Consider the following 19,994-nt stretch of genomic DNA (forward strand, 5'->3'; position numbering starts at 1 on the left):
CTTTCCGATCCGATTTCCTCGGTGCTTTCCAGGTTCCCGCTTCCGCGTTTCCCTTTCCGGCGGTTCCGACTCTATCAGATCCTTTCGGGCCTGATTCCCAGTCAGAGTGGGCTGCCTTCCCGGCCGTTGGGCCGTTCCGACGTCTCAAACCTTAGCGGATTCCGCCGGCGATTCCCAATCGCGTGGATCGGAGTCGCCGATTCCCCGACGGCAATTCAATTCGGACACGCGGAGCATGCCGAAAGGAACCCCGAAGGGAAGTGGTGCTGGTGATTTGAGGTGCCGCTGATGCGGCTGAGTTGTTACCCGCAGAACCGTTACGGCTCCGTGGCAACCCGAAGAACTGTACGGGCCGCGGGGTGGACTGTCAAGCCTCCCCAGCGCGATCCGCCGCCAAACGTCGGGCACTTGGGTCCTGACCTGTGGGCCCGTGCCCCGTCCCCCACTACTCCAGGTCGGTGAGCCGGCCGCCCGCGTCCGGCTGGGCGTGCTCCACTCGGCGCAGGAGCCGGGTGAGGACCTCCCCCAGGGCCGTGCGCTCCGCCGGGGCCAGGTCCTGGAGGAGGTCCTCCTCGAAGACCGACGCGAGGCGCATGGCCTCCAGCCACTTCTCGCGGCCCTCGGTGGTCAGCTCGACGATGACGCGGACGCGGTTGGACTCGTCGCGCTCCCGGGTGACCAGTCCCTCCGTGACCATCCGGTCGATGCGGTGGGTCATGGCGGCCGGGGTCAGCCCCAGCCGCTTGGCGAGGTCGCTCGGACCCAGGCGGTAGGGGGCGCCCGAGAGGACGAGGGCCTTGAGGACCTCGAACTCGGCGTTACTGATGCCGAGGTCCGCGGTCTGGCGTCCGTACGCGACGTTCATGCGGCGGTTGAGGCGGGACAGAGCCGAGACGATCTTCTCGACCTGCGGGTCGAGGTCCCGGAACTCGCGCTGGTAGGCGGCGATCTGCTCTTCGAGTGTCGGTTCGCCGGCGTCAGGGGTGTCGGCCATGGCCGCAGTATGGCACGCCCATGCTTGGCATTGAAGTCCTTCGGTGTGTACAGTTTAGCTTCGAACTTTAGGATCGAAGTCTTCAGGGGTAACCCCTACAGACCTAAGGCAGGTGAACGTGACCAGGGCGATGGGCGCGGCGATGCGCCGTATTCACGTGGGCAACGCGCTCAGCGCGTTCGGCCTCGGCTTCACCGTCCCGTACCTGTACGTCTATGTGGCGCAGGTGCGGGATCTCGGTGCCGTGACGGCGGGCCTGGTGCTCGCCGTCTTCGCCGTGGCCGCGCTCGTGGTGCTGCCGTTCGCCGGGCGGGCCATCGTCCGGCGCGGGCCGCTGCCGGTGCTGCTCGCCGCCCTGGTGACCGCCGCGGTCGGCGCGCTGAGCCTCGGGTTCGCGGCCGGTGCGGGGACGGTGCTGGTCTCTGCGGCCGTGCTCGGGGCCGGGCAGGCCGTGATGCAGCCGGCCCTCGCGACGATGATCGTCGACTGTTCGACCGCCGAGACCCGGTCGCGGGCGTTCGCCATGCAGTTCTTCCTGCAGAACCTCGGACTCGGTGTCGGCGGGCTCATCGGGGGACACCTCGTCGACACCACGCGCGCGGGATCCTTCACGCTGCTGTTCTCCATCGAGGCGGCGATGTTCCTGCTGCTGGTGGTCATCATGCTGACCGCTCGGCTGCCGCGGGCACCGAAGGCGGCGGGCGTCCCGGTGGAGTCGGCGAAGGCCTCCTGGAAGCAGCTGCTGGGCAACCGGGCCATGGTGCAGCTGTGCGTGCTCGGGTTCGTGCTGTTCTTCGCCTGCTACGGCCAGTTCGAGTCGGGGCTCAGCGCCTACGGCACGGAGGCCGCCGGGATCTCCACGTCCACGCTCGGTACGGCGCTCGCCGCGAACACGGCGATGATCGTGGTCGCGCAGTTCGCCGTGCTGCGGTTCGTCGAGCGGCGGAAGCGGTCGCGGGTGATCGCCTCCGTGGGGCTGATCTGGGCCGTCGCCTGGGCCATCGCCGGGTACGCGGGGCTCGGGCACGGCAGCCAGGCCATGGCGACGGCCGCCTTCGTGTCGACGTACGCGCTGTTCGGACTCGGCGAGGCCCTGCTGTCGCCGACCCTGGCGCCCCTGGTGGCCGATCTGGCGCCGGAGGGCATGGCCGGCCAGTACAACTCCGCCTTCGCCCTGGTGAAGCAGTTGGCACTGGCCGTGGGTCCTGCGGTGGGCGGTCCGATGGGGGCCTCGCTGCACGCGCCGTACATCGTGACGTTCCTGCTGTTCTCGCTGGCGGTCACCGTGCTGGCCGTACGGCTGGGGCGGCAGCTCACACCCCTCCAGAACCAGCCGTCGGCGGCGCAGAGCCGGGTGGTGGCGCAGGGGGGTGCCCCGGCGGAGCCGGCGCCCTCGCACGCCTGAGAGGCGGGACGGCACCCGTCCCTCCCAGCCGCCGGCCGGTCAGCGGGTCGCCGTCGCCAGGAGCGTGGTGAACGGGAGGGTCGCCGTACCGTCCGGAGCCCGGTGGCCGGCCAGGAGCTCGCACAGCGCCCCCGAGGCACGGGCCATGGCCCCCGGACCCGCCTCCATCAGCGACCGCGTCCAGGGAATCGCGGACATCTGCCCCGGCACCCAGTCGTCCAGGGGCGGTGTGACGACGTTGCGGTGGACCAGGTGGACGGTGCCGTCGTGCAGGCCGGCCGCGGTGAAGGCGGCGGCCAGCCGGTCCGCGGTGCACGAGAAGGCCTGCCTGTAGGCGTCGGTCTCCTCGGCGGTGCCGTACTCCTCGATCACCCGGGACTGGGCGTCGAAGTACGGGCTGCGCTCCTTCGGCGCCCAGGTGGTCAGGGCGACCCGCCCGCCGGGACGCAGGACGCGGGCCACCTCCTTGAGGGCCGCGTCCAGGTCGGGGAAGAACTGCGCGCCCTGCTGGCAGACGACCACGTCGAAGGTGGCCTCCTCGAACGGGAGGGAGTCGGCGGGCGCCTGGGCGAACTCGATGTCGGGGTACATGCGGGGTGCCCGGGCGGCGGCCATGCGCAGCATGCCCTCGTTGATGTCTACGGCGACGACATGGCCCGTCGGTCCGACCCGGGCGGCCGCGGCACGGGCCACGAAGCCGGTGCCGCAGGCGAGGTCGAGCACCTGGGCACCGGGGAACAGGTCGACGGTGTCCAGCACGGCCTCGATGAACGGCGCCATGATCGGTGCGGCGAACTGCTCGTAGCGCTCGGGAGCGCTTCCCTGGAGCTGGAAACCCGTTTCGTCTGTCATGGATCAGCTACTAGCACCGCACGGCCGGGTCGAACAGGTACCGCGCGGAAATCCGGGCCGGTCCCCGAGCCGTGTCCGAGCCGTCCCCGCACGCTCCGGCACCTCCGCGGGGACGCGCTACGTGGTGCGTGGCAGCGCGAACTCGCACCACACCGCCTTGCCGCCGCCCGGTGCGCGGCGGCTGCCCCAGCTGGAGGCGATGGTCGCGACGATGGCGATGCCCCGTCCCGACTCGTCGGCCGGTTCGGCGTGGCGGCGCCGCGGGAGGTGGTCGTCGCCGTCCGTGACCTCGACGATCAGCCGGCGGTCGGTGCGGCGCAGGCGCAGCCGCATCGGCGGGGTGCCGTGCTGGAGCGAGTTGGCGACCAGTTCGCTGGCGGCCAGGACGCCGAGGTCGTGCAGGTCCGGCGGGAAGCGCCAGCTGGTCAGGACACCGGAGGCGAAGGCACGCGCGCGGGGGGCCGCCTCGACCCCGCCGAGCAGTTCCAGGGCGGCGTTGCGGAAGAGCTCGCTGTCGGAGCCGGTGCGGGCCGGGTGCTGGAGGACGAGGACGGCGACGTCGTCGTCGTGGTCGGCCGTGACGCCCGCCGAGCGCACCAGCCGGTCGCAGACCACCGCGGGCGTGCCCGTGGCACCCGCGAGCGCCTCCTGCACGGAGGCGATGCCCTCGTCCAGGTCGGCGTCCCGGCGCTCGACCAGCCCGTCGGTGTAGAGGACGGCCGTGGAGCCCGGCCCGAGGGGTACCGAGCCCGAGGAGTGCATCCAGCCGCCGGTGCCGAGCGGCGGTCCGGTGGGCTCGTCGGTGCGCAGGACGGTGCCGTTCTCGTCGCGTACGAGGATCGGGAGGTGGCCGGCGGAGGCGTACATCAGCCGGCCCTCGTTGGGATCGTGCACGGCGTACACGCAGGTGGCGATCTGGTTGGGGTCGATCTCCGTGGCGAGCCCGTCAAGGAGCTGCAGCACCTCGTGCGGCGGCAGGTCGAGGCGGGCGTAGGCGCGTACCGCGGTGCGCAGCTGGCCCATGACGGCGGCCGCCCGCACCCCGCGGCCCATGACGTCGCCGATGACGAGTGCGGTGCGTCCGCCGCCGAGGGTGATGACGTCGTACCAGTCGCCGCCGACCGCGGCCTCCGTGCCGCCCGGGTGGTAGACGGCGGCGATGCGCAGGTCGTCGGGTTGTTCCAGCTCCTGGGGCAGCAGGGAGCGCTGGAGGGTCACCGCGGTCTCGCGCTGGCGGCGTTCGCTGGCGCGCAGCCGCTCGGCGGCCTCGGCGTGGTCGGTGACGTCGGCGGCGAAGACGAGCACCCCGCCGCCGGCCCCCTCCGCGGTCGTGGCCGAGATGTCCACGGGGGTGCAGGTGAAGGTGTACGAACGGCCGCCCGCCGTCCTGCGGGACTTGACGGTCCGCGGTTTGGCGCTGCGCAGTACCTGGTCCAGCAGCGGCAGCAGACCGAGCTCCTCCAACTCGGGCAGCGCCTCGCGCGCGGGCTCACCGATCCGCCGGGCGCCGAAGGCCGCCACATAGGCGTCGTTGACGTAGGCGATGCGGTGCTCGGGGCCCTGCACGAGGGCGACGAGGGCCGGGATGCGGTCGAGGACGTCGCGGGTGGGCAGTTCGTCGACGGCGGGGGCGCACCGGACCTCGTCGGCCGGCCGCTCGGCGCGGGCCGCGGGCACGGAGCCCTCCCCCCGCCGGTCCGGGGCGACCGCCAGTTCGGTCCGCGCTGCGGCGCGGCGCTGCGTTCCGGGGAGCCGGGCGCTCCAGCGCGTGAAGTTCACTTGGGGGATGCCTCGTGGGATTCGTAGGGGGAACCGTCGGCCCGCCCGAAGTCGTGGACCGGTCCTGCGGTCCGGCCGACCGGGCCGACATCCGTCAGACGCCGGCCCGGTCGCCGGAGTTCCTGGAAACGGTCAGGACGACCCCTTCGGGTCCTGAGGAAACTTTCCACCGGCAGCGAGTTCGAACTCCGCACGGGGATGTTCGAGTGAACCCAGGGAGACGATCTCCCGTTTGAAGAGCCCCGCCAGGGTCCATTCGGCGAGCACGCGGGCCTTGCGGTTGAAGGTGGGAACCCGGCTCAGGTGGTAGAGGCGGTGCATGAACCACGCAGGGTAGCCCTTCAGCTTGCGCCCGTAGACGTGTGCGACGCCCTTGTGCAGTCCCAGGGAGGCGACCGAGCCGACGTACTTGTGCCGGTACGTGTCCAGCGGCTCGCCGCGCAGGGCGTGGACGATGTTGTCGCCCAGGACCCTGGCCTGGCGCACGGCGTGCTGGGCGTTGGGCGCGCACTCCCGGCCGGGCTCCTCCGCGGTGACGTCCGGGACGGCGGCCGCGTCGCCCGCGCCCCACGCGTGCTCGGCGCCGTCCACGGTCAGTTCCGCGGTGCACTTCAGACGTCCGCGCTCGGTGAGCGGCAGGCCGGCCGCGGCGAGGACCGGGTGCGGCTTCACGCCGGCCGTCCAGACCACCGTACGGGTGCGGAAGCGGGCGCCGTCGCTGAGGACGGCGACCCGGTCGGCGCACGATTCCAGCCGGGTGTCGAGGCGTACGTCGATGTTGCGGCGGCGCAGTTCGGTGACCGCGTAGCGGCCCATCTCCTCGCCGACCTCGGGCAGGATGCGGCCGGTGGCCTCGACGAGGATCCACTTCATGTCCGCGGGCTCGAGGTTGTGGTAGTACCGCGCGGCGTAGCGGGCCATGTCCTCCAGCTCCGCGAGCGCCTCCACGCCGGCGTAGCCGCCGCCCACGAAGACGAAGGTCAGGGCCGCGTCGCGGATACCGGGGTCACGGGTGGAGGAGGCGATGTCCATCTGTTCGATGACGTGGTTGCGCAGCCCGATGGCCTCCTCGACCGTCTTGAAGCCGATGCCGTGGTCGGCGAGGCCGGGGATCGGCAGGGTGCGCGAGACCGAACCGGGGGCGAGGACGAGTTCGTCGTACGGGAGCTCCTCCGCGCCGGCGCCCTCGTCCTCGGTGGCGAGGGTGGTGAGCGTGGCGGTGCGGGCGGCGTGGTCGATGGACGTGACCTCGCCGACGACGATCCTGCACCGGTCCAGGACCCGGCGCAGCGGTACGACGACGTGCCGGGGCGAGAGGGAGCCCGCGGCGGCCTCGGGAAGGAAGGGCTGGTACGTCATGTACGGATCGGGCGAGACGACCACGATCTCGGCCGTGCCGCTCCCGAGTTCCCGTCTCAGACTCCGCTGGAGGCGCAGGGCGGTGTACAGCCCGACGTAGCCGCCGCCGACGATGAGGATGCGCACGCGTTCCTTCACCATCCCATGACGCACCCGACGCTGGCGTTTGTCCACAGGCCCGACAATTTGTATGACCGGGCGCGGCGTCCGCACAGGGTTGGCCGAATCACCGGAGTGCGAGGAGAACACGCAGGTCAGAGTGCGTGGGTGCAAGGGCTCATGGGGGCGCAATACAGGCGTTTCCGGCCCGTACTCCAATCAGGGGGCGCTCTGTGCGGAACCTGCCCCTTCTGAATTGACTCTCCCTCAACTATGTTCGTGTCGACGGGGTGGTGGGGGACGCGCTCCACGGGTCGCGAACGGCGGACCCGCTCAGGGACACTGCTCGTTCCCGACGCTCCGGCTTCCAATGGCGGGGAGAGTCTCCGGGGGGAGACGTCATTACCGGGGGAACACGTATGCACATACAGGACTCTCATTGGTCCTCCGCGTCGGCCGTCGCCTCCGGCGGGGTCGGCACGGCGGGGAACAACGCGCGCGGGGACGGGGCACGGACGACCCCGCTGCGCGTGGACGCACAGCGCAACCTGGAGCACGTACTGCGCGCTGCCCGCGAGGTCTTCGGTGAGCTGGGGTACGGCGCTCCCATGGAGGACGTGGCGCGACGCGCGCGCGTGGGCGTCGGCACGGTGTACCGGCGCTTCCCGAGCAAGGACGTCCTGGTCCGGCGGATAGCGGAGGAGGAGACCTCCCGGCTGACCGACCAGGCGCGGACCGCGCTCGGACACGAGGACGAGCCGTGGTCGGCGCTCTCGCGCTTCCTGCGGACGTCGGTGGCCTCGGGCGCCGGGCGGCTGCTGCCGCCGCAGGTGCTGCGCGTCAGGGTCGCCGGGGAGGAGTCCGAGGCGGTCGTCGCCACGGACGAGGCACGCGTGCCGCAGCAGCGGTCGGGCCCGGCGGCGGAGATGCGGCTGGTGCAGGGGGACGAGTCCCCGGACGACGACGCCGGCGCGACGGCCCTGCTGGAGGTCGTGGGCCAGCTCGTGGAGCGGGCGCGGGCCGCGGGTGAACTGCGGACGGACGTCACCGTGGCGGACGTGCTGCTGGTGATCGCCACGGCGGCGCCCTCGCTGCCGGACGCCGCCCAGCAGGCGGCGGCCTCCGCGCGGTTGCTGGACATCCTGCTGGAGGGCCTGCGGTCGCGGCCGGCGTGATGGTTCGAGGAACCCCGGCCCGCCGCGGTGGGCCGGGGACCTCCGCTCGGGGGCGGGTGCCGGTGCCGGCATCCGCCCCCGAGCCGTGAAGGGGCCGGGGTTGAGAAGCCCGCCCACTTTTCCCCGTACGGGGGACGGTCAACCATCAAGATCGTGAGAACCACTCGGACGAGTGGTACCCCGTCCTACCAGGGGCTGAAGAAAGGCCCATATGACACTCTGACCCGGTGTCAGGGACTGAGTGCGCAGGTGGCGGAGGTTGTCCGCGATGAGCACGGACCGGCGGGAACCGCCGTCCGACGCCGGACTGATCGGCCGGATGCGCGCGGGCGACGACACGGCGTACGAGGAGCTGTACCGGCGCCACGCGGAGGCCGTACGCCGGTACGCGCTCACCTGCTGCCGGGACACGCACACCGCGGACGACCTCACGGCCGAGGTCTTCGCCCGCATGCTCCAGGCGGTACGCCGCGGCAGCGGCCCCGAGCACGCCGTACGCGCCTATCTGCTCACCACGGTCCGGCGGGTCGCCGCGGCCTGGTCGGCGTCCGCCCGGCGGGAGCACCTGGTCGACGACTTCGCGGAGTTCGCCGCGCAGGCCGCGCGGAGCACCGAGGTGTGCGGCGACGGCACCCTCGGTCTCGGCGCGGACGTCCGGGCGATGCGGAAGGCCGAGCGGTCGATGGCCATGCAGGCGTTCCGGTCGCTGCCGGAGCGCTGGCAGGCCGTGCTCTGGCACACCGAGGTCGAGGACGAACCGCCGAGCCAGGTGGCCGCCCTGTTCGGGCTCGACGCCAACGGCACGCGGGTGCTCGCCAGCCGTGCGCGCGAGGGGCTCAGACGGGCGTACCTCCAGGCACACGTGAGTGCCGCGCTCGCGGCCAACTCCGCCGAGTGCGCGCGCCATGCCGACCGGCTCGGCGCGTACGCCCGCGGCGCACTGCGCACCCGGGCCGAGCGCGGCCTGCGCGCGCACCTGGCGGAGTGCGCCGAGTGCCGGCTGGCCGCCGCCCAGATCAAGGAGGCAGCGAGCGGTGTCCCCGCCGTCGTACCGGTCGCGGTCATCGGCTGGTTCGGGGCGGCGGGCTACGCCAAGGCGGCCGGTCTCGTCCCCGGCGGTGCGGGCGCGACCGGGGCCGCGGGCGCGGGTGCCGCGGGAACCGCCGCGGCCGTCGGCGGTTCGGCAGCGGGCGGGGTGGGCGCGGGCGGCGGGGCGGCGGCGCCCGAGGCGCTCGGCGCGCCGGTGAAGGCCGGTGTCGTGGTGGGCGCCGCCGTGCTGGCGGCGGCGGCCGTGGCGCTCGTACTGACCGGCGACGACGGTGCCGGGGACCGGGCGGCCGAGCCCCATCCCCCGCGGACCGTCGAACCCCCCTCGGAGCCCCGGCCGTGGGTCTCGCCGCGCGAGGGGAGCCCCGCACCCGACGCCCCGGTGGCCGGACCGCCCACTGCCCCGCCGGATCCGGCCGGTACGGTCACCGCCGTACCGGCTGCCGTACCGTCACCGATACCGGCGCCCGCTCCCTCGACGGCGTTCCCGCGCGCCGTCCCGCCCCCCTCACCGGTCAGCACGGGCGCCCCGGCCCCCGCGCCCGCACCGGCTCCGTCCCGGCCCCGGACTTCGCCCCGGGCGCACGCGCACACTTCCGCACCCGCGGCCGCCCTCCCGGCACTCGCACGGGTGCGCCTCACCGTGAGCGGTTGGGTGCGGTCGTCCGTCCGCTGACGACCGGGCCGTCCTACCTCCTGCCCGCTCCCAGCGCCTTGCCCTGCGGCATGACGCCCGCCGGCACCGCCCGCTGCCGTGCCGGTGTGCCCGTCCAGCAGGTGCCGCGACGGGCCAGGAGGCGGCCGAGCCAGAGTTCCAGGGAGACCAGGTCCGCGAAGCCGTCCAGGGGCAGGGGCTCGCCCTGGACCGCCCCGCGGAGGGCCTTGCGGACCACCCGGGCCTCCACCAGGCCCGCCTCCGCGAGCAGCGGCGAGTCGAAGAGCCCCATCAGGTCGTCCACCGCCACCCGCAGCCCGGTGCGGACGGCGGCGGCCGAGGAGGCGTGGGAGGGGGCGCCCCAGCCGGGCGGCAGTTCCCCGACCCCGGCGCCCTCCAGGACCGTACGGAGGACGGCGGCGCGGGCGCCGGGTTTGACGCGGAGGGCCTCCGGCAGGGTGCGGCAGGCCCGTACGACCTGGTTGTCGAGGAACGGGGCGTGCAGACGCTGGAAACGGACCTCCGCGGCCTGCTCCAGGACGCGGAGGTCGGCCGCGTGCCGGGCGAGCGCCGCACGCGCGCGGAAGTCACCCGGGCGCTGGCCGGGGCCCACCCCGGGGCGCGCGGACGCCGCGTTCAGACGAACCGATACTTCAGCGAGCGCCTCGCCGGTCAGCCAGCGGGCCGCGGGGCCGGGTCTGGCCCAGGCCAGCGCGGCCAGGGAGGCACCGACCGCGCCGCCCGGTTCCTCGAAGCGCTTGGCGAGGAGGCGGTCGGCGAGGCTCTCGACCCCGGTCCGGTAGGGGGTGCGCGCCAGCTTCCGGGCCGCCGCGTACACGCGCGCGGGGACCATGACGGAGCCGTCCGCCCTGGCCAGCGCGGCGACGGGACGGACCAGGTGGCGCCGCTTGCGGTCCATCAACAGGTCCGCGAGCCGGGCCGGGTGGGCGTCCAGGACCTGCCGGGCCCCGTACCCCGTGAAGTGGTCCGCGCTGCCGGAGGCGAGCCGCGCGCGGTGCCGGGCCGCCGTCACCAGCGAGGGGCCCGGCTCGTCCGTCAGCGGGCCCTCCAGGTCGGCGTACGGCAGCACCTCCTCGCCTCCCGCGACCACCACGTGGTGCAGGCGGGGGTTGGCCGCGAGGGTGCCCGCCCGCTCCAGTTCGGCCTCGCGGCCCTGGACGGCCAGGTCGTTGAAGGTGACGGCGCGCAGGCGCTCGCCCGCGCCCGTGCCGTGGCCGAGGACGGTGCCGGGGGCGCCCGGCAGGCCCGCCGCGAGCAGCGCCAGCGTGCCCGAGGCCGGACCGCCCGAGAGGTCGGCGCCGATGCCCGGCACCGGCATGCCCCGGGCCGCCCGCCGCTCGGCCGGCCCCATGCCGGGGACCGGTCCGGGGTCGATGTCCGCGCCGGGCACGTGGCGGGGGGCGGACAGCCGGGTGCGTACGGCCTCCACGAGGGCGTCCCGGACCCCGTCCACCGCGCTCGCCGGGTCGGCGGAGGGCGCCGCGACCGCGAGGGACGCGACCGGCTCGTACCCGGCGATCTCCCGCGCCCCGGCCCGCAGGATCAGCGCGTGCCCCGGCGGGATGCGGCGCACCCCCTCGTAGGGGGTCGAGTCGTGCAGGGCGGCCGGGACGTCGGGCGTGGCGAGCAGCGCCGCCAGGTGCCCCCAGTCGAGGTTCGCCTCGATGAGGTCGGCGAGCGGCAGCGCGGCGGTCGCGTAGGCCGTGCCGCCCGCCCAGGGCGTGTAGAAGACGGGGCGGGCGCCCGCGAGATCGCCGCAGACCGTCACCCGGCGCCCGACCTGCACGACGGCCGTGTAGCTGCCGGGCCAGGCGGTGAGGTGGCGAAGTGCCCCTCCGCGGGCGGCGAAGAGGGCCACCCGGAGCTGTTCGTCGCTGGCGCCGCAGGTGCCGAGGACCGCGATCCTGGTCCGTTCGTCGGCCTGGACGACGCGCACCTCGTCGGGGCGCCAGTCGCCGACGGCCCACAGCGGGTCGGGGTCGCCCCAGAGGAGCTGGGAGCCCACGGGGTGCACGGTCCCGCCGTCCGGGCCGGTGGCACCGGCGGAACCGATGACGGGTGCCTCAGCGGCGGTACTGCTCCACCCCACCAACCACCGCATCGCCGCCTCCACGGGCTGTGGACAACCGAGTTGCACCGTATGAACCGGGCACCATGCTGCCACGAAGAAAGCGTGCGGAGGGGCCTGTACGACGGCTTGCACACCTCTGAGTGCGCCCCGCGGCACACCTGCCGCGCGCCCGCGACGCGCTCGGCCGGGGCCGTACGCACCGCTCCGGAGCACCCGCGCGCGAAGGCGATACGCCCATGCGCGCAGAGGCCGTCACGGTGCCGCCGCCGGGAGGCGACCCCACCGCCACGACCTGAATGCGCCCCCGATACGCTCCCCCAGAACGCCGAACGCGCCTCCAAGAGCCGTGGTGAGAGCATTGATCACCGTCATGGGACGCCGTCGATTTTCGGCCAAATCCCGTGCGATCTACGCGGCTTGCACACTCTCCGTACAGGCCCTGCGCACCGTGCGGCCGACGCGCAGCCCGGGAGGCGGACTTCGCCTCCCGGACCGGTCCGCCGCCCGCGGGGATGGAGGCGGCGGTGTCCCCCAGCCCACTGGATCCAGTGCAGCGGGCCGACCCACGCAGGTCCCATCGAAGCGCCACCGCGGTGGCCGGAGAAGGTCGCACGGACGGGCGCACGGCCACACAACGGGAGCACGTCGCAACCGTCCGTACTCGCGTGCGGACCACAATCCCGCCATCCGGAAATACGCCCCTTAACGCTTGGGATGCGGCGAACTACGCTGGGTTTACGAATGCCGCGTGCGTATGCCGCCGCGGCAGCCGTCTGTGTCGAGGGGTGGCGCATGTCCAGGGAGCAACGCGGGCCGAACGAGAAACTCGGCGCCGTTCTCGCCCTCGCGGGAATCAGCAACGCCGGACTCGCGCGGCGCGTCAACGACCTCGGAGCACAGCGCGGCCTGACCCTGCGCTACGACAAGACATCGGTGGCGCGCTGGGTCTCGAAGGGCATGGTCCCCCAGGGTGCCGCGCCGCACCTCATCGCCGCCGCGATCGGCCAGAAGCTCGGCCGCCCGGTGCCGCTCCACGAGATCGGCCTGGCGGACGCGGATCCCGCGCCCGAAGTGGGCCTCGCCTTCCCCAGAGACGTCGGCCAGGCGGTGAAGTCGGCGACGGAGCTCTACCGGCTCGACCTCGCGGGGCGCCGGGCCGGCTCCGGTGGCATCTGGCAGTCATTGGCCGGATCGTTCGCAGTAAGCGCATACGCAACGCCCGCCTCGCGGTGGCTGATAACCCCGGCCGACAGTTCGGTGGCTCGCGACGCCGGTCCCGCCGAGGGCTCCGGCGCACCGCTGAAAGTCGGCCACAGCGATGTGCAGAAGCTCCGCGAGGCCGCGGAGGACGCCCGGCGCTGGGACTCCAAGTACGGCGGGGGCGACTGGCGTTCGTCCATGGTCCCGGAGTGCCTGCGGGTGGAGGCGGCGCCGCTGCTGCTCGGCTCGTACTCCGACGAGGTGGGCCGGGCCCTGTTCGGAGCGTCCGCGGAACTCACCCGCCTCGCAGGCTGGATGGCTTTTGACACGGGTCAGCAGGAGGCCGCCCAGCGCTACTACATCCAGGCCCTGCGCCTCGCGCGCGCGGCCGCCGACGTGCCCCTCGGGGGCTACGTCCTGGCATCGATGTCGCTCCAGGCCACCTACCGCGGCTTCGGCGACGAGGGCGTCGACCTCGCCCAGGCCGCCCTGGAACGCAACAGAGGCCTGGCCACCGCCCGCACCATGAGTTTCTTCCGCCTCGTCGAGGCACGTGCCCACGCGCGCGCGAGCGACGCCCAGGCGGCCGGCGCGGCGCTGAAGGCGGCCGAGGGCTGGCTGGAGCGGGCCCGCGACGGCGACCAGGACCCGTCCTGGCTCGGCTTCTACTCCTACGACCGCTTCGCGGCCGACGCCGCGGAGTGCTACCGCGACCTCAAGGCGCCCCGCCAGGTCCGCCGCTTCACCGAGCAGGCCCTGTCCCGGCCCACGGAGGAGTACGTCCGCTCCCACGGCCTGCGCCTGGTCGTCTCGGCGGTCGCCGAACTGGAGTCGGGCAACCTGGACGCGGCCTGCGAGCAGGGCGTCCGGGCGGTCGAGGTCGCCGGACGCATCTCGTCGGCCCGGACCACCGAGTACGTCAAGGACCTCCTCCACAGGCTGGAGCCGTACGGCGACGAACCGCGCGTGGTGGAGCTGCGGGAGCGCGCACGGCCGCTGCTGGTGGCTCCGGCCTGACACCTTCCCGCTCCGGCCCGGCCCTCCCCACCCGTCGCCCCGCCGCTCCCCTCCCTGACCTCCGCCGGGTTTGAGGGCGTTGTCAGTGGCGCAGTGCACTATCGAAGGCCGGGAGGTGGAGCGAGTGCCGCAGCGGAGTGCGTACTCCGGCGCGTACGACTGCGACGTGCTGGTGATCGGCGGGGGGATCGTCGGCCTGTCGACCGCGTACGCGATCACCCGGGCCGCACCGGGCACGCGCGTGACGGTGCTGGAGAAGGAGCGGGGCCCGGCCCGGCACCAGACGGGGCGGAACAGCGGAGTGATCCACAGCGGGATCTACTACCGTCCGGGCTCCCTCAAGGCACGGTTCGCGGTGCGGGGCGCCACCGAGACGGTCAAGTTCTGCGCGGAGTACGGCATCGCCCACGCCGTCACCGGCAAGCTGATCGTCGCGACCGACCGCTCCGAGCTGCCCCGGCTGCACGCCCTGGTCCAGCGCGGCCGGGAGAACGGCATACCGGTACGGGAACTGGGCGCGTCCCAGATCGCCGCGTACGAGCCGCAGGTGCGGGGCCTCGCCGCGATCCACGTCGGCACCACGGGCGTCTGCGACTTCGCGGGCGTCGCCCGGCAGCTCGCGGACGCGTCCGGGGCGGAGGTCCGCTTCGGCGCGGAGGCCGTCGCGATCGACCGGCGCCCGGCGCTCGGGGCCGCCGTCCGCACGGGCGACGGCACGGTCCTCCGCGCGCGCGTGCTGGTGAACTGCGCCGGGCTGCACTGCGACGAGGTCGCCCGGCTGGCCGGGGACGAGCCCGGCATGCGGATCGTGCCGTTCCGGGGCGAGTACTACACGCTGCGGCGGCCGGAGCTGGTGCGCGGGCTGGTCTATCCGGTGCCCGACCCCGCGTTCCCCTTCCTCGGCGTACACCTGACCCGGGGCGTCGACGGCGACGTCCACCTCGGGCCCAACGCGGTGCCGGCGCTCGCCCGCGAGGGGTACGACCGCGGCGTCGTACGGCCGCGGGAGCTGGGCACCACGCTGGCCTGGCCCGGCTCGTGGCGGATGGCCCGGCGGCACTGGCGGTACGGGGCGGGCGAGCTGCGGCGGTCGGTGTCCAGGGCCGCGTTCACGCGCGCGGTACGGCGCCTGCTGCCCGCGGTGACCGAGGACGACCTCGGGCCCGCGGCGGCCGGGGTACGGGCCCAGGCGGTGCTGCGGGACGGCACCCTGGTGGACGACTTCCTGATCCGGGAGGGCCCGCGGACCGTGCACGTACTGAACGCGCCGTCCCCCGCGGCCACCGCCGCGCTGCCGGTCGGCCGGGAGGTGGGCCGCAGGGCACTGGCCGCGTTGCGCGGAAGCTGAGAGCCCGCGCTCACCGGTCGCCGCCGTGGTGTCCTCGAGCGAGCGGCGGAGCGGCCTCGCCCGCACGCCCGTAAAATCGACCTCATTGTGTCTGACTCCGCCCGCACCCCCGATGTCCCCGACTCCGCGCCCGTCCCGCGGCACCCCCGTGCCAAGGGCGAGCCCCGGTTCCCCGACGGTCCGCAGGCGGATCCGGCCGGGTCCCACTTCGAGCGGCGGATCCGGAGTTTCCAGCCGCGCCGCAGCCGGGTCACGGCGGGCCAGGCGGACGCCCTGCAGCGGTTGTGGCCCCGGTGGGGGCTGGACGTCGACGGCAGCCGGAAGCTCGACCTGGCCGAGCTGTTCGGGAACACACGTCCCGTGGTGCTCGAGATCGGCTTCGGGATGGGTGAGGCGACCGCGCGCATGGGCGCCGCCGACCCGGACACCAACATCCTCGCCGTCGACGTGCACACCCCCGGCCAGGGCAATCTGCTGAACCTCGCCGACCGGGACGGGCTGGCCAACATCCGGGTCGCCAACGGTGACGCGATCATCCTGCTGCGCGAGATGCTCACGCCCGACGCGCTCGACGGGCTCCGCGTGTACTTCCCCGATCCCTGGCCGAAGAAGCGGCACCACAAGCGGCGGCTGATCCAGCCCGAGTTCCTCACACTCGCCGCGACCCGGCTCGGGCCGGGGGCGCTCCTGCACTGCGCGACCGACTGGGAACCGTACGCCGAACAGATGCTCGAGGTCCTCACGGCGCACCCGGACTTCGAGAACACGCAGCCCGGTGGCGGGTACGCGCCACGCCCCGCGTTCCGGCCGCTGACCCGTTTCGAGGGCCAGGGACTGGACAAGGGTCATGTGGTGAACGACCTGCTCTTCCGGCGCGTACAGCACAAGGAGCCCCTCCCTCGTTAGGGTCGATGCCGTGGCCACCTTCCCCCCGTACCCGACGGACGACCCCGGCGGTCCCACCGCCCCCGCAGGGCGCCCGCGCCTCCTGCGGGGCCCCGCGCGCTGGTGGCAGCGCAAGGGAGTGCGGTACGGCGCGCTGATCGCCCTGCTCGCGCTCTCCGGCCTGGTCATCCTCGCCCTGGTCCGCGAGCAGACCGGCACCGAGGGCTTCCTGGTCGGGCTGGCCCTCGCGGTGCTGCCCGTCCCCCTGCTGATCACCGCGTTCCGCTGGCTGGACCGGGTCGCGCCCGGACCCTGGCGGAACCTGCTCTTCGCCTTCGCCTGGGGCGCGTGCGCGGCCGCGCTGATAGCCATCGTCACGAACAGTTTCGCGGTCCACTGGATAGCGACGACCACCGCGGACCCGTCCGGCGCGGACGTCCTCGGCGCCACCGTCATAGCGCCCGTCGTGGAGGAGCTGGCGAAGGCGGCCGCGATACTGCTGGTCTTCCTCTTCCGCCGCCGGAACTTCACCGGGATCGTGGACGGGGCGGTCACGGCCGGGGTCACCGCGACCGGCTTCGCCTTCACCGAGAACATCCTCTACCTCGGCACGGCCTTCGGGACCGACCGGCTCAGCGGCGTGGACGGCATCGCCTCCGTCACGGCCGCGACCTTCTTCGTCCGCGTGATCATGTCGCCCTTCGCGCATCCGCTGTTCACGGTGCTCACGGGCATCGGCTTCGGCATGGCGGCGCTCGCCGCGGACCGGCAGCGCGTCCGCCGCGTCCTCCTCCCGCTCACCGGACTGCTGCTGGCGATGGGCCTGCACGCCCTGTGGAACGGCTCGACGACCTTCGGCCAGTTCGGCTTCATCGCGGTGTACACGGCCTTCATGATGCCCGCGTTCGGACTGCTGACCTGGCTGGTCATCTGGGCGCGGCAGCGGGAGCTGCGGACCGTGCGCGAGGAACTGCCCGCCTACGTGGCCGCCGGCTGGCTCACGCCGGCCGAGCCGTACGCCCTCGGCAGCCTGCGGGCACGGCGGCTGGCCCGCGACCACGCCGGGCACCACGGGGGCCCGGCGGCGGCCCGCGCGGTCACCGAGTACGAGACGTACGCGACCTCGCTCGCCCTCCTGCGGCGCCGTGGGCGCCGGGGCCGGGCGGGCGCCGACTTCGTCGTACGGGAACGGGAACTGCTCTTCGAGCTGTGGCGGCGCCGGGAGATCGCGCGGCCGGCGTTCGGCTACGCGGCGCGGGCCGTGGCACCGGGCCCCGCGGCGGCCTGGCCGGCGTACGCGCACACCCATGGCCACGGGTACGGGTACGGCTACGGCTACGCACCGGTGCACCAGCCCGGCCCGGTCGCGCCCCACTCCGGGCCCGAGCCGTATCCCGCGTACAGCACGCACTCCGCGCACGACCACAACCCCTACCGGTCGTAGACGTCACGCGGACAGCCGCCGCTCGCGGGACACGGCCCCTGCCGCACCGGCGCCGTCAGCGTGCCTCGGACGCCTCCGTGAGCCGGGCGAGCTCCTCGTCGGTGAGCGTCAGATCGCCCACGGCGTTGCCGCCGGCGGCCGTGTAGGCGTCGAGCACGGCGAAGGACCGTGCCTCGTCGGCGGTCCAGCCGAAGACGTTGCCGCCGAGGGCGAGCGGGAACACCTCGAGGTCGGACGAGCCGAGCTTGCGAAGAGAAGTCATGCTTCACTTCAACGTCCGAGCCGGACGTACGCATTGCGTACGTCCGGCCGAAGAATCGTGAACAGTGAGCAGCCCGCAGGAGCTACGCCAGGGGTGACGTCAGGGGTTGAGGCCCTTGCTCTGCAGCCACGCCATCGGGTCGATGCCCGAGCCGCTGCCGCCGGGGTGGACCTCCATGTGCAGGTGGGCGCCGGTGACGTTGCCCGTGGCGCCCACGCGGCCGATGACGTCGCCGGTCGCGACCTTCTGGCCGACGCTGACGCTGATCGAGGACTGGTGGGCGTACCAGATCTCGGTGCCGTCGTCGAGGGTGAGCACGGTCTTGTAGCCGTACGAGCCGTCGTAGCCCGCCTGCGTGATCGTGCCGCTGTGGACCGCCTTGAGCAGGGTGCCCGTGGGCGCGGCGAAGTCGATGCCGGTGTGGTAGCCGGAGGACCAGTAGGCGCCGGCCTGACCGAAGGTCGAGGTGATGGTGTACGAGGAGGTCGGGAGCACGAACTGCCGGGCGAGCTTCGCGAGGCGCTCGGCCTCGGCCTTCTTCGCGGCCTCCTCCTCCGCCTTCTTCTTCTCGGCGGCGGCCTTCTCCTCGGCGGCCTTCCGCTCCTCGGCGGCGCGCTCGGCGGCCTCCAGCGCGGCCTTCTCCTCGGCGGCGGCCGCGGCGGCGGCGTCGACCTGGTCCTGCTGCGACTCGGCCTGCTGCATGATGCGGGCGCGCAGCACCTCGCCGGCGTCCGAGGTGCCCTGCTCGCCGTCGGCGACGGTGAGGCCGGCGGTGCTGAGCGCGGTGGCGGAGCCCTGGGGCTCCTCGTCGGTGTCGGCGGCGAACACCGATCCGACGTTCGGCAGGTCGGGCATCGATATGGACACCGGGGGCTTGCCGGTCTGCGCGGTGGCCATGCCGCCCGCGCCGACCGCGGCTATGACGCCGACGCCGAGAACGGTGGAGCTGCGGGCGAGTCCACCGCCGCGCTGCTTGGCCACGCGGTGCCGGCCGCGCACGGGACGGACGGAGTCCGCCGTGGGGTTCCACTCCTGCCAGGGACCCTCGTTCTCACCGTTGTAGGTGCCGTAGCCGAAAGTGTCGCCGTTCTTCTGGCTCGGCATGAAGGGGTCGACCGGAGTTTCGGTCGCAGGCCGGTTGGACGCCACGTAGGCGTACTCCTTTCCTTCCTTCTCGCCTACCGGGTTAGCTGACGGGTTCGGAACAGGAAGGTCTCCTACGCGCGTATACCGGCCGTGTCTCCACGGCGATATCCGCACGATTCACCCCAATTGGTGGTTCCCCGGTTCCCTTGCGGGATTCGGCGCGTGCGCACGGAGCCGTCTCTTGTGACGGCTGGGACTACCGCGCTGCGTTATCGAACGTTAATAGACGCGCAGGCCGTATTCCAAGCAGTTCCATGTGATCGTTGCGACTTTCGCGCCGGACCAAAGGGTCATGGCATGCGGAAATCGGGCGAGTTGCCTCCGGCCGGGAAACATCCAAGTTTCTGATGGTGCGTCAGTTGTTATGCGGCGGGAGTCGCCCGGACACGCTTGGTGACGGCCTCGCGGCCCGGTCAGCCCGCCGTGCGTTCCGTCAGGCCGGTCAGCGCCGGCGACGACGTCGGCATCGCCGGCATCGTCAACTCCGCCAGCGGCAGGGTGTGCTGGGTCTGGAGGACCTTCGCCCGCAGGTACCGGACGTTGTGGTCGGTCGTGAAGACGCCCGTGGCGACGCGGTCACGGACCTCGACCCCCAGGTCGCGCAGCTGCCGCGCCTTGTCGGGGTTGTTGGAGAGCAGGTCGAGCCCGTCGAGGCCGAGCGCCCGCAGCATCTGGGCGGCGGCGGTGTAGTCCCGGCCGTCCTCGGGCAGGCCGAGGGCCGCGTTGGCGGCGTAGGTGTCGAGGCCCTCGTCCTGGAGCGCATACGCGTCGAGCTTGTTGTAGAGACCGATGCCCCGGCCCTCCTGACGGAGGTAGAGGAGCACTCCGCCGCGGTCGGCGATCCGCTCCACCGCCTCCCGCAGCTGCGGGCCGCAGTCGCAGCGCGCCGAGCCGAAGACGTCCCCGGTCAGGCACTCGGAGTGCAGCCGGACCAGCGGCGTCGCGCCGGGCGCGAGCTCGCCGAGGACGACGGCCACGTGCTCCTGGCCGTCGGCCAGTCCGTGGAAGGTGACCAGTTCGGCGTCGACGGAGTAGCCGTCGTGGAAGCGCAGCGGCACCCGGACGCGGGCGCGCGGGGTGGCGACGGGGAGGTCGGTCATGCGGGTCTCCGTTGCAGCGGGTCCTTGCTTCACTTTTGAAGCACGGCGGCGCACAGGACTCTAGCTCTGCTTTAAAGTTCAAGCAACCAGTTCGGGTGACCGACCGGCGACCGTCCGGAGTGAGCCACGGCAGGC

At 73.3% G+C, this 19,994-nt stretch carries 13 protein-coding genes, 2 pseudogenes and 1 riboswitch; of the genes and pseudogenes, 7 read left to right on the forward strand and 8 right to left on the reverse strand.

Annotated elements, in window-relative coordinates:
- Positions 1-445 precede the first annotated feature (445 nt).
- The gene (locus tag UW392_RS01975) at positions 446-994 is read right to left on the reverse strand and encodes a MarR family transcriptional regulator (protein WP_320773069.1); all 549 of its coding nucleotides are present in this window, start codon (positions 992-994) and stop codon (positions 446-448) included.
- A gap of 130 nt (positions 995-1,124) precedes the next feature.
- Between UW392_RS01975 and UW392_RS01980 the strand changes: the two genes are divergently transcribed.
- Complete coding sequence (locus tag UW392_RS01980) at positions 1,125-2,399, forward strand: MFS transporter (protein ID WP_320773098.1); 1,275 nt, start codon at positions 1,125-1,127, stop codon at positions 2,397-2,399.
- Between the two features lie 39 nt (positions 2,400-2,438).
- Here the strand turns inward: UW392_RS01980 and UW392_RS01985 are convergent, their stop codons facing one another.
- From UW392_RS01985 to UW392_RS01995, 3 genes are all read right to left on the reverse strand, one after another.
- Positions 2,439-3,251 (reverse strand): class I SAM-dependent methyltransferase, encoded by an 813-nt coding sequence (locus tag UW392_RS01985; RefSeq protein ID WP_320773070.1) that lies wholly within the window; start codon positions 3,249-3,251, stop codon positions 2,439-2,441.
- A 117-nt stretch (positions 3,252-3,368) separates the two neighbouring features.
- Positions 3,369-5,030, reverse strand: a complete 1,662-nt coding sequence (locus tag UW392_RS01990) for a SpoIIE family protein phosphatase (RefSeq protein WP_320773071.1) — start codon at positions 5,028-5,030, stop codon at positions 3,369-3,371.
- Between the two features lie 132 nt (positions 5,031-5,162).
- Entirely contained in the window at positions 5,163-6,530 is a 1,368-nt protein-coding gene (locus UW392_RS01995; protein WP_320773072.1) for an NAD(P)/FAD-dependent oxidoreductase, read from the reverse strand.
- A gap of 377 nt (positions 6,531-6,907) precedes the next feature.
- Here UW392_RS01995 and UW392_RS02000 point away from each other — a divergent pair, with 377 nt between their 5' ends.
- Positions 6,908-7,663: a helix-turn-helix domain-containing protein gene (locus UW392_RS02000; RefSeq protein WP_320773073.1), complete on the forward strand. Its 756-nt coding sequence runs from the start codon at positions 6,908-6,910 to the stop codon at positions 7,661-7,663.
- A 268-nt stretch (positions 7,664-7,931) separates the two neighbouring features.
- Positions 7,932-9,368: pseudogene (locus tag UW392_RS02005) on the forward strand (sigma-70 family RNA polymerase sigma factor); the annotation flags it as partial.
- Between the two features lie 31 nt (positions 9,369-9,399).
- On the opposite strand, the gene UW392_RS02010 reads toward UW392_RS02005, so the two are convergent.
- On the reverse strand, positions 9,400-11,487 hold the full coding sequence (locus UW392_RS02010; RefSeq protein ID WP_320773074.1) for an asparagine synthase-related protein: 2,088 nt from the start codon (positions 11,485-11,487) through the stop codon (positions 9,400-9,402).
- A gap of 762 nt (positions 11,488-12,249) precedes the next feature.
- Here UW392_RS02010 and UW392_RS02015 point away from each other — a divergent pair.
- The 4 genes from UW392_RS02015 to UW392_RS02030 all read left to right on the forward strand — a co-directional run bounded on the left by UW392_RS02015 (position 12,250) and on the right by UW392_RS02030 (position 17,351).
- Positions 12,250-13,674, forward strand: a complete 1,425-nt coding sequence (locus UW392_RS02015; RefSeq protein ID WP_320773075.1) for an MFS transporter — start codon at positions 12,250-12,252, stop codon at positions 13,672-13,674.
- A gap of 124 nt (positions 13,675-13,798) precedes the next feature.
- A complete protein-coding gene (lhgO, locus tag UW392_RS02020) occupies positions 13,799-15,022 on the forward strand; it encodes an L-2-hydroxyglutarate oxidase (protein ID WP_320773076.1) in 1,224 nt (407 codons plus the stop codon).
- An 87-nt stretch (positions 15,023-15,109) separates the two neighbouring features.
- The gene (trmB, locus tag UW392_RS02025) at positions 15,110-15,928 is read left to right on the forward strand and encodes a tRNA (guanosine(46)-N7)-methyltransferase TrmB (RefSeq protein WP_320773077.1); all 819 of its coding nucleotides are present in this window, start codon (positions 15,110-15,112) and stop codon (positions 15,926-15,928) included.
- 10 nt (positions 15,929-15,938) lie between these two features.
- Positions 15,939-17,351 carry a PrsW family intramembrane metalloprotease gene (locus UW392_RS02030; RefSeq protein ID WP_320773078.1) on the forward strand — a complete coding sequence of 471 codons (1,413 nt, stop codon included), beginning with the start codon at positions 15,939-15,941 and terminating at the stop codon, positions 17,349-17,351.
- 118 nt (positions 17,352-17,469) lie between these two features.
- Here UW392_RS02030 and UW392_RS02035 read toward each other — a convergent pair.
- The 3 genes and pseudogenes from UW392_RS02035 to UW392_RS02045 all read right to left on the reverse strand — a co-directional run.
- Positions 17,470-17,613 (reverse strand): annotated as a pseudogene (locus tag UW392_RS02035) (aldo/keto reductase); the annotation flags it as partial.
- A gap of 99 nt (positions 17,614-17,712) precedes the next feature.
- On the reverse strand, positions 17,713-18,762 hold the full coding sequence (locus tag UW392_RS02040; protein ID WP_320773079.1) for a M23 family metallopeptidase: 1,050 nt from the start codon (positions 18,760-18,762) through the stop codon (positions 17,713-17,715).
- Between the two features lie 11 nt (positions 18,763-18,773).
- Positions 18,774-18,930: riboswitch (cyclic di-AMP (ydaO/yuaA leader) on the reverse strand.
- Positions 18,931-19,172: 242 nt separating this feature from the next.
- Positions 19,173-19,859 carry a GTP cyclohydrolase II gene (locus UW392_RS02045; RefSeq protein ID WP_320773080.1) on the reverse strand — a complete coding sequence of 229 codons (687 nt, stop codon included), beginning with the start codon at positions 19,857-19,859 and terminating at the stop codon, positions 19,173-19,175.
- Between the last annotated feature and the right edge of the window lie 135 nt (positions 19,860-19,994).

This window comes from Streptomyces sp. CRN 30, from assembly GCF_034105845.1.

Excerpts from the sequence above, each read along its gene's own strand:
- UW392_RS01995 (WP_320773072.1), bottom strand. The coding sequence starts at position 6,530 with ATGGTGAAGGAACGCGTGCGCATCCTCATCGTCGGCGGCGGCTACGTC.
- UW392_RS01985 (WP_320773070.1), bottom strand. The coding sequence starts at position 3,251 with ATGACAGACGAAACGGGTTTCCAGCTCCAGGGAAGCGCTCCCGAGCGC.
- UW392_RS02015 (WP_320773075.1), top strand. The coding sequence starts at position 12,250 with ATGTCCAGGGAGCAACGCGGGCCGAACGAGAAACTCGGCGCCGTTCTC.
- UW392_RS01975 (WP_320773069.1), bottom strand. The coding sequence starts at position 994 with ATGGCCGACACCCCTGACGCCGGCGAACCGACACTCGAAGAGCAGATC.
- UW392_RS02045 (WP_320773080.1), bottom strand. The coding sequence starts at position 19,859 with ATGACCGACCTCCCCGTCGCCACCCCGCGCGCCCGCGTCCGGGTGCCG.
- UW392_RS01980 (WP_320773098.1), top strand. The coding sequence starts at position 1,125 with ATGGGCGCGGCGATGCGCCGTATTCACGTGGGCAACGCGCTCAGCGCG.
- UW392_RS02010 (WP_320773074.1), bottom strand. The coding sequence starts at position 11,487 with ATGCGGTGGTTGGTGGGGTGGAGCAGTACCGCCGCTGAGGCACCCGTC.
- UW392_RS02000 (WP_320773073.1), top strand. The coding sequence starts at position 6,908 with ATGCACATACAGGACTCTCATTGGTCCTCCGCGTCGGCCGTCGCCTCC.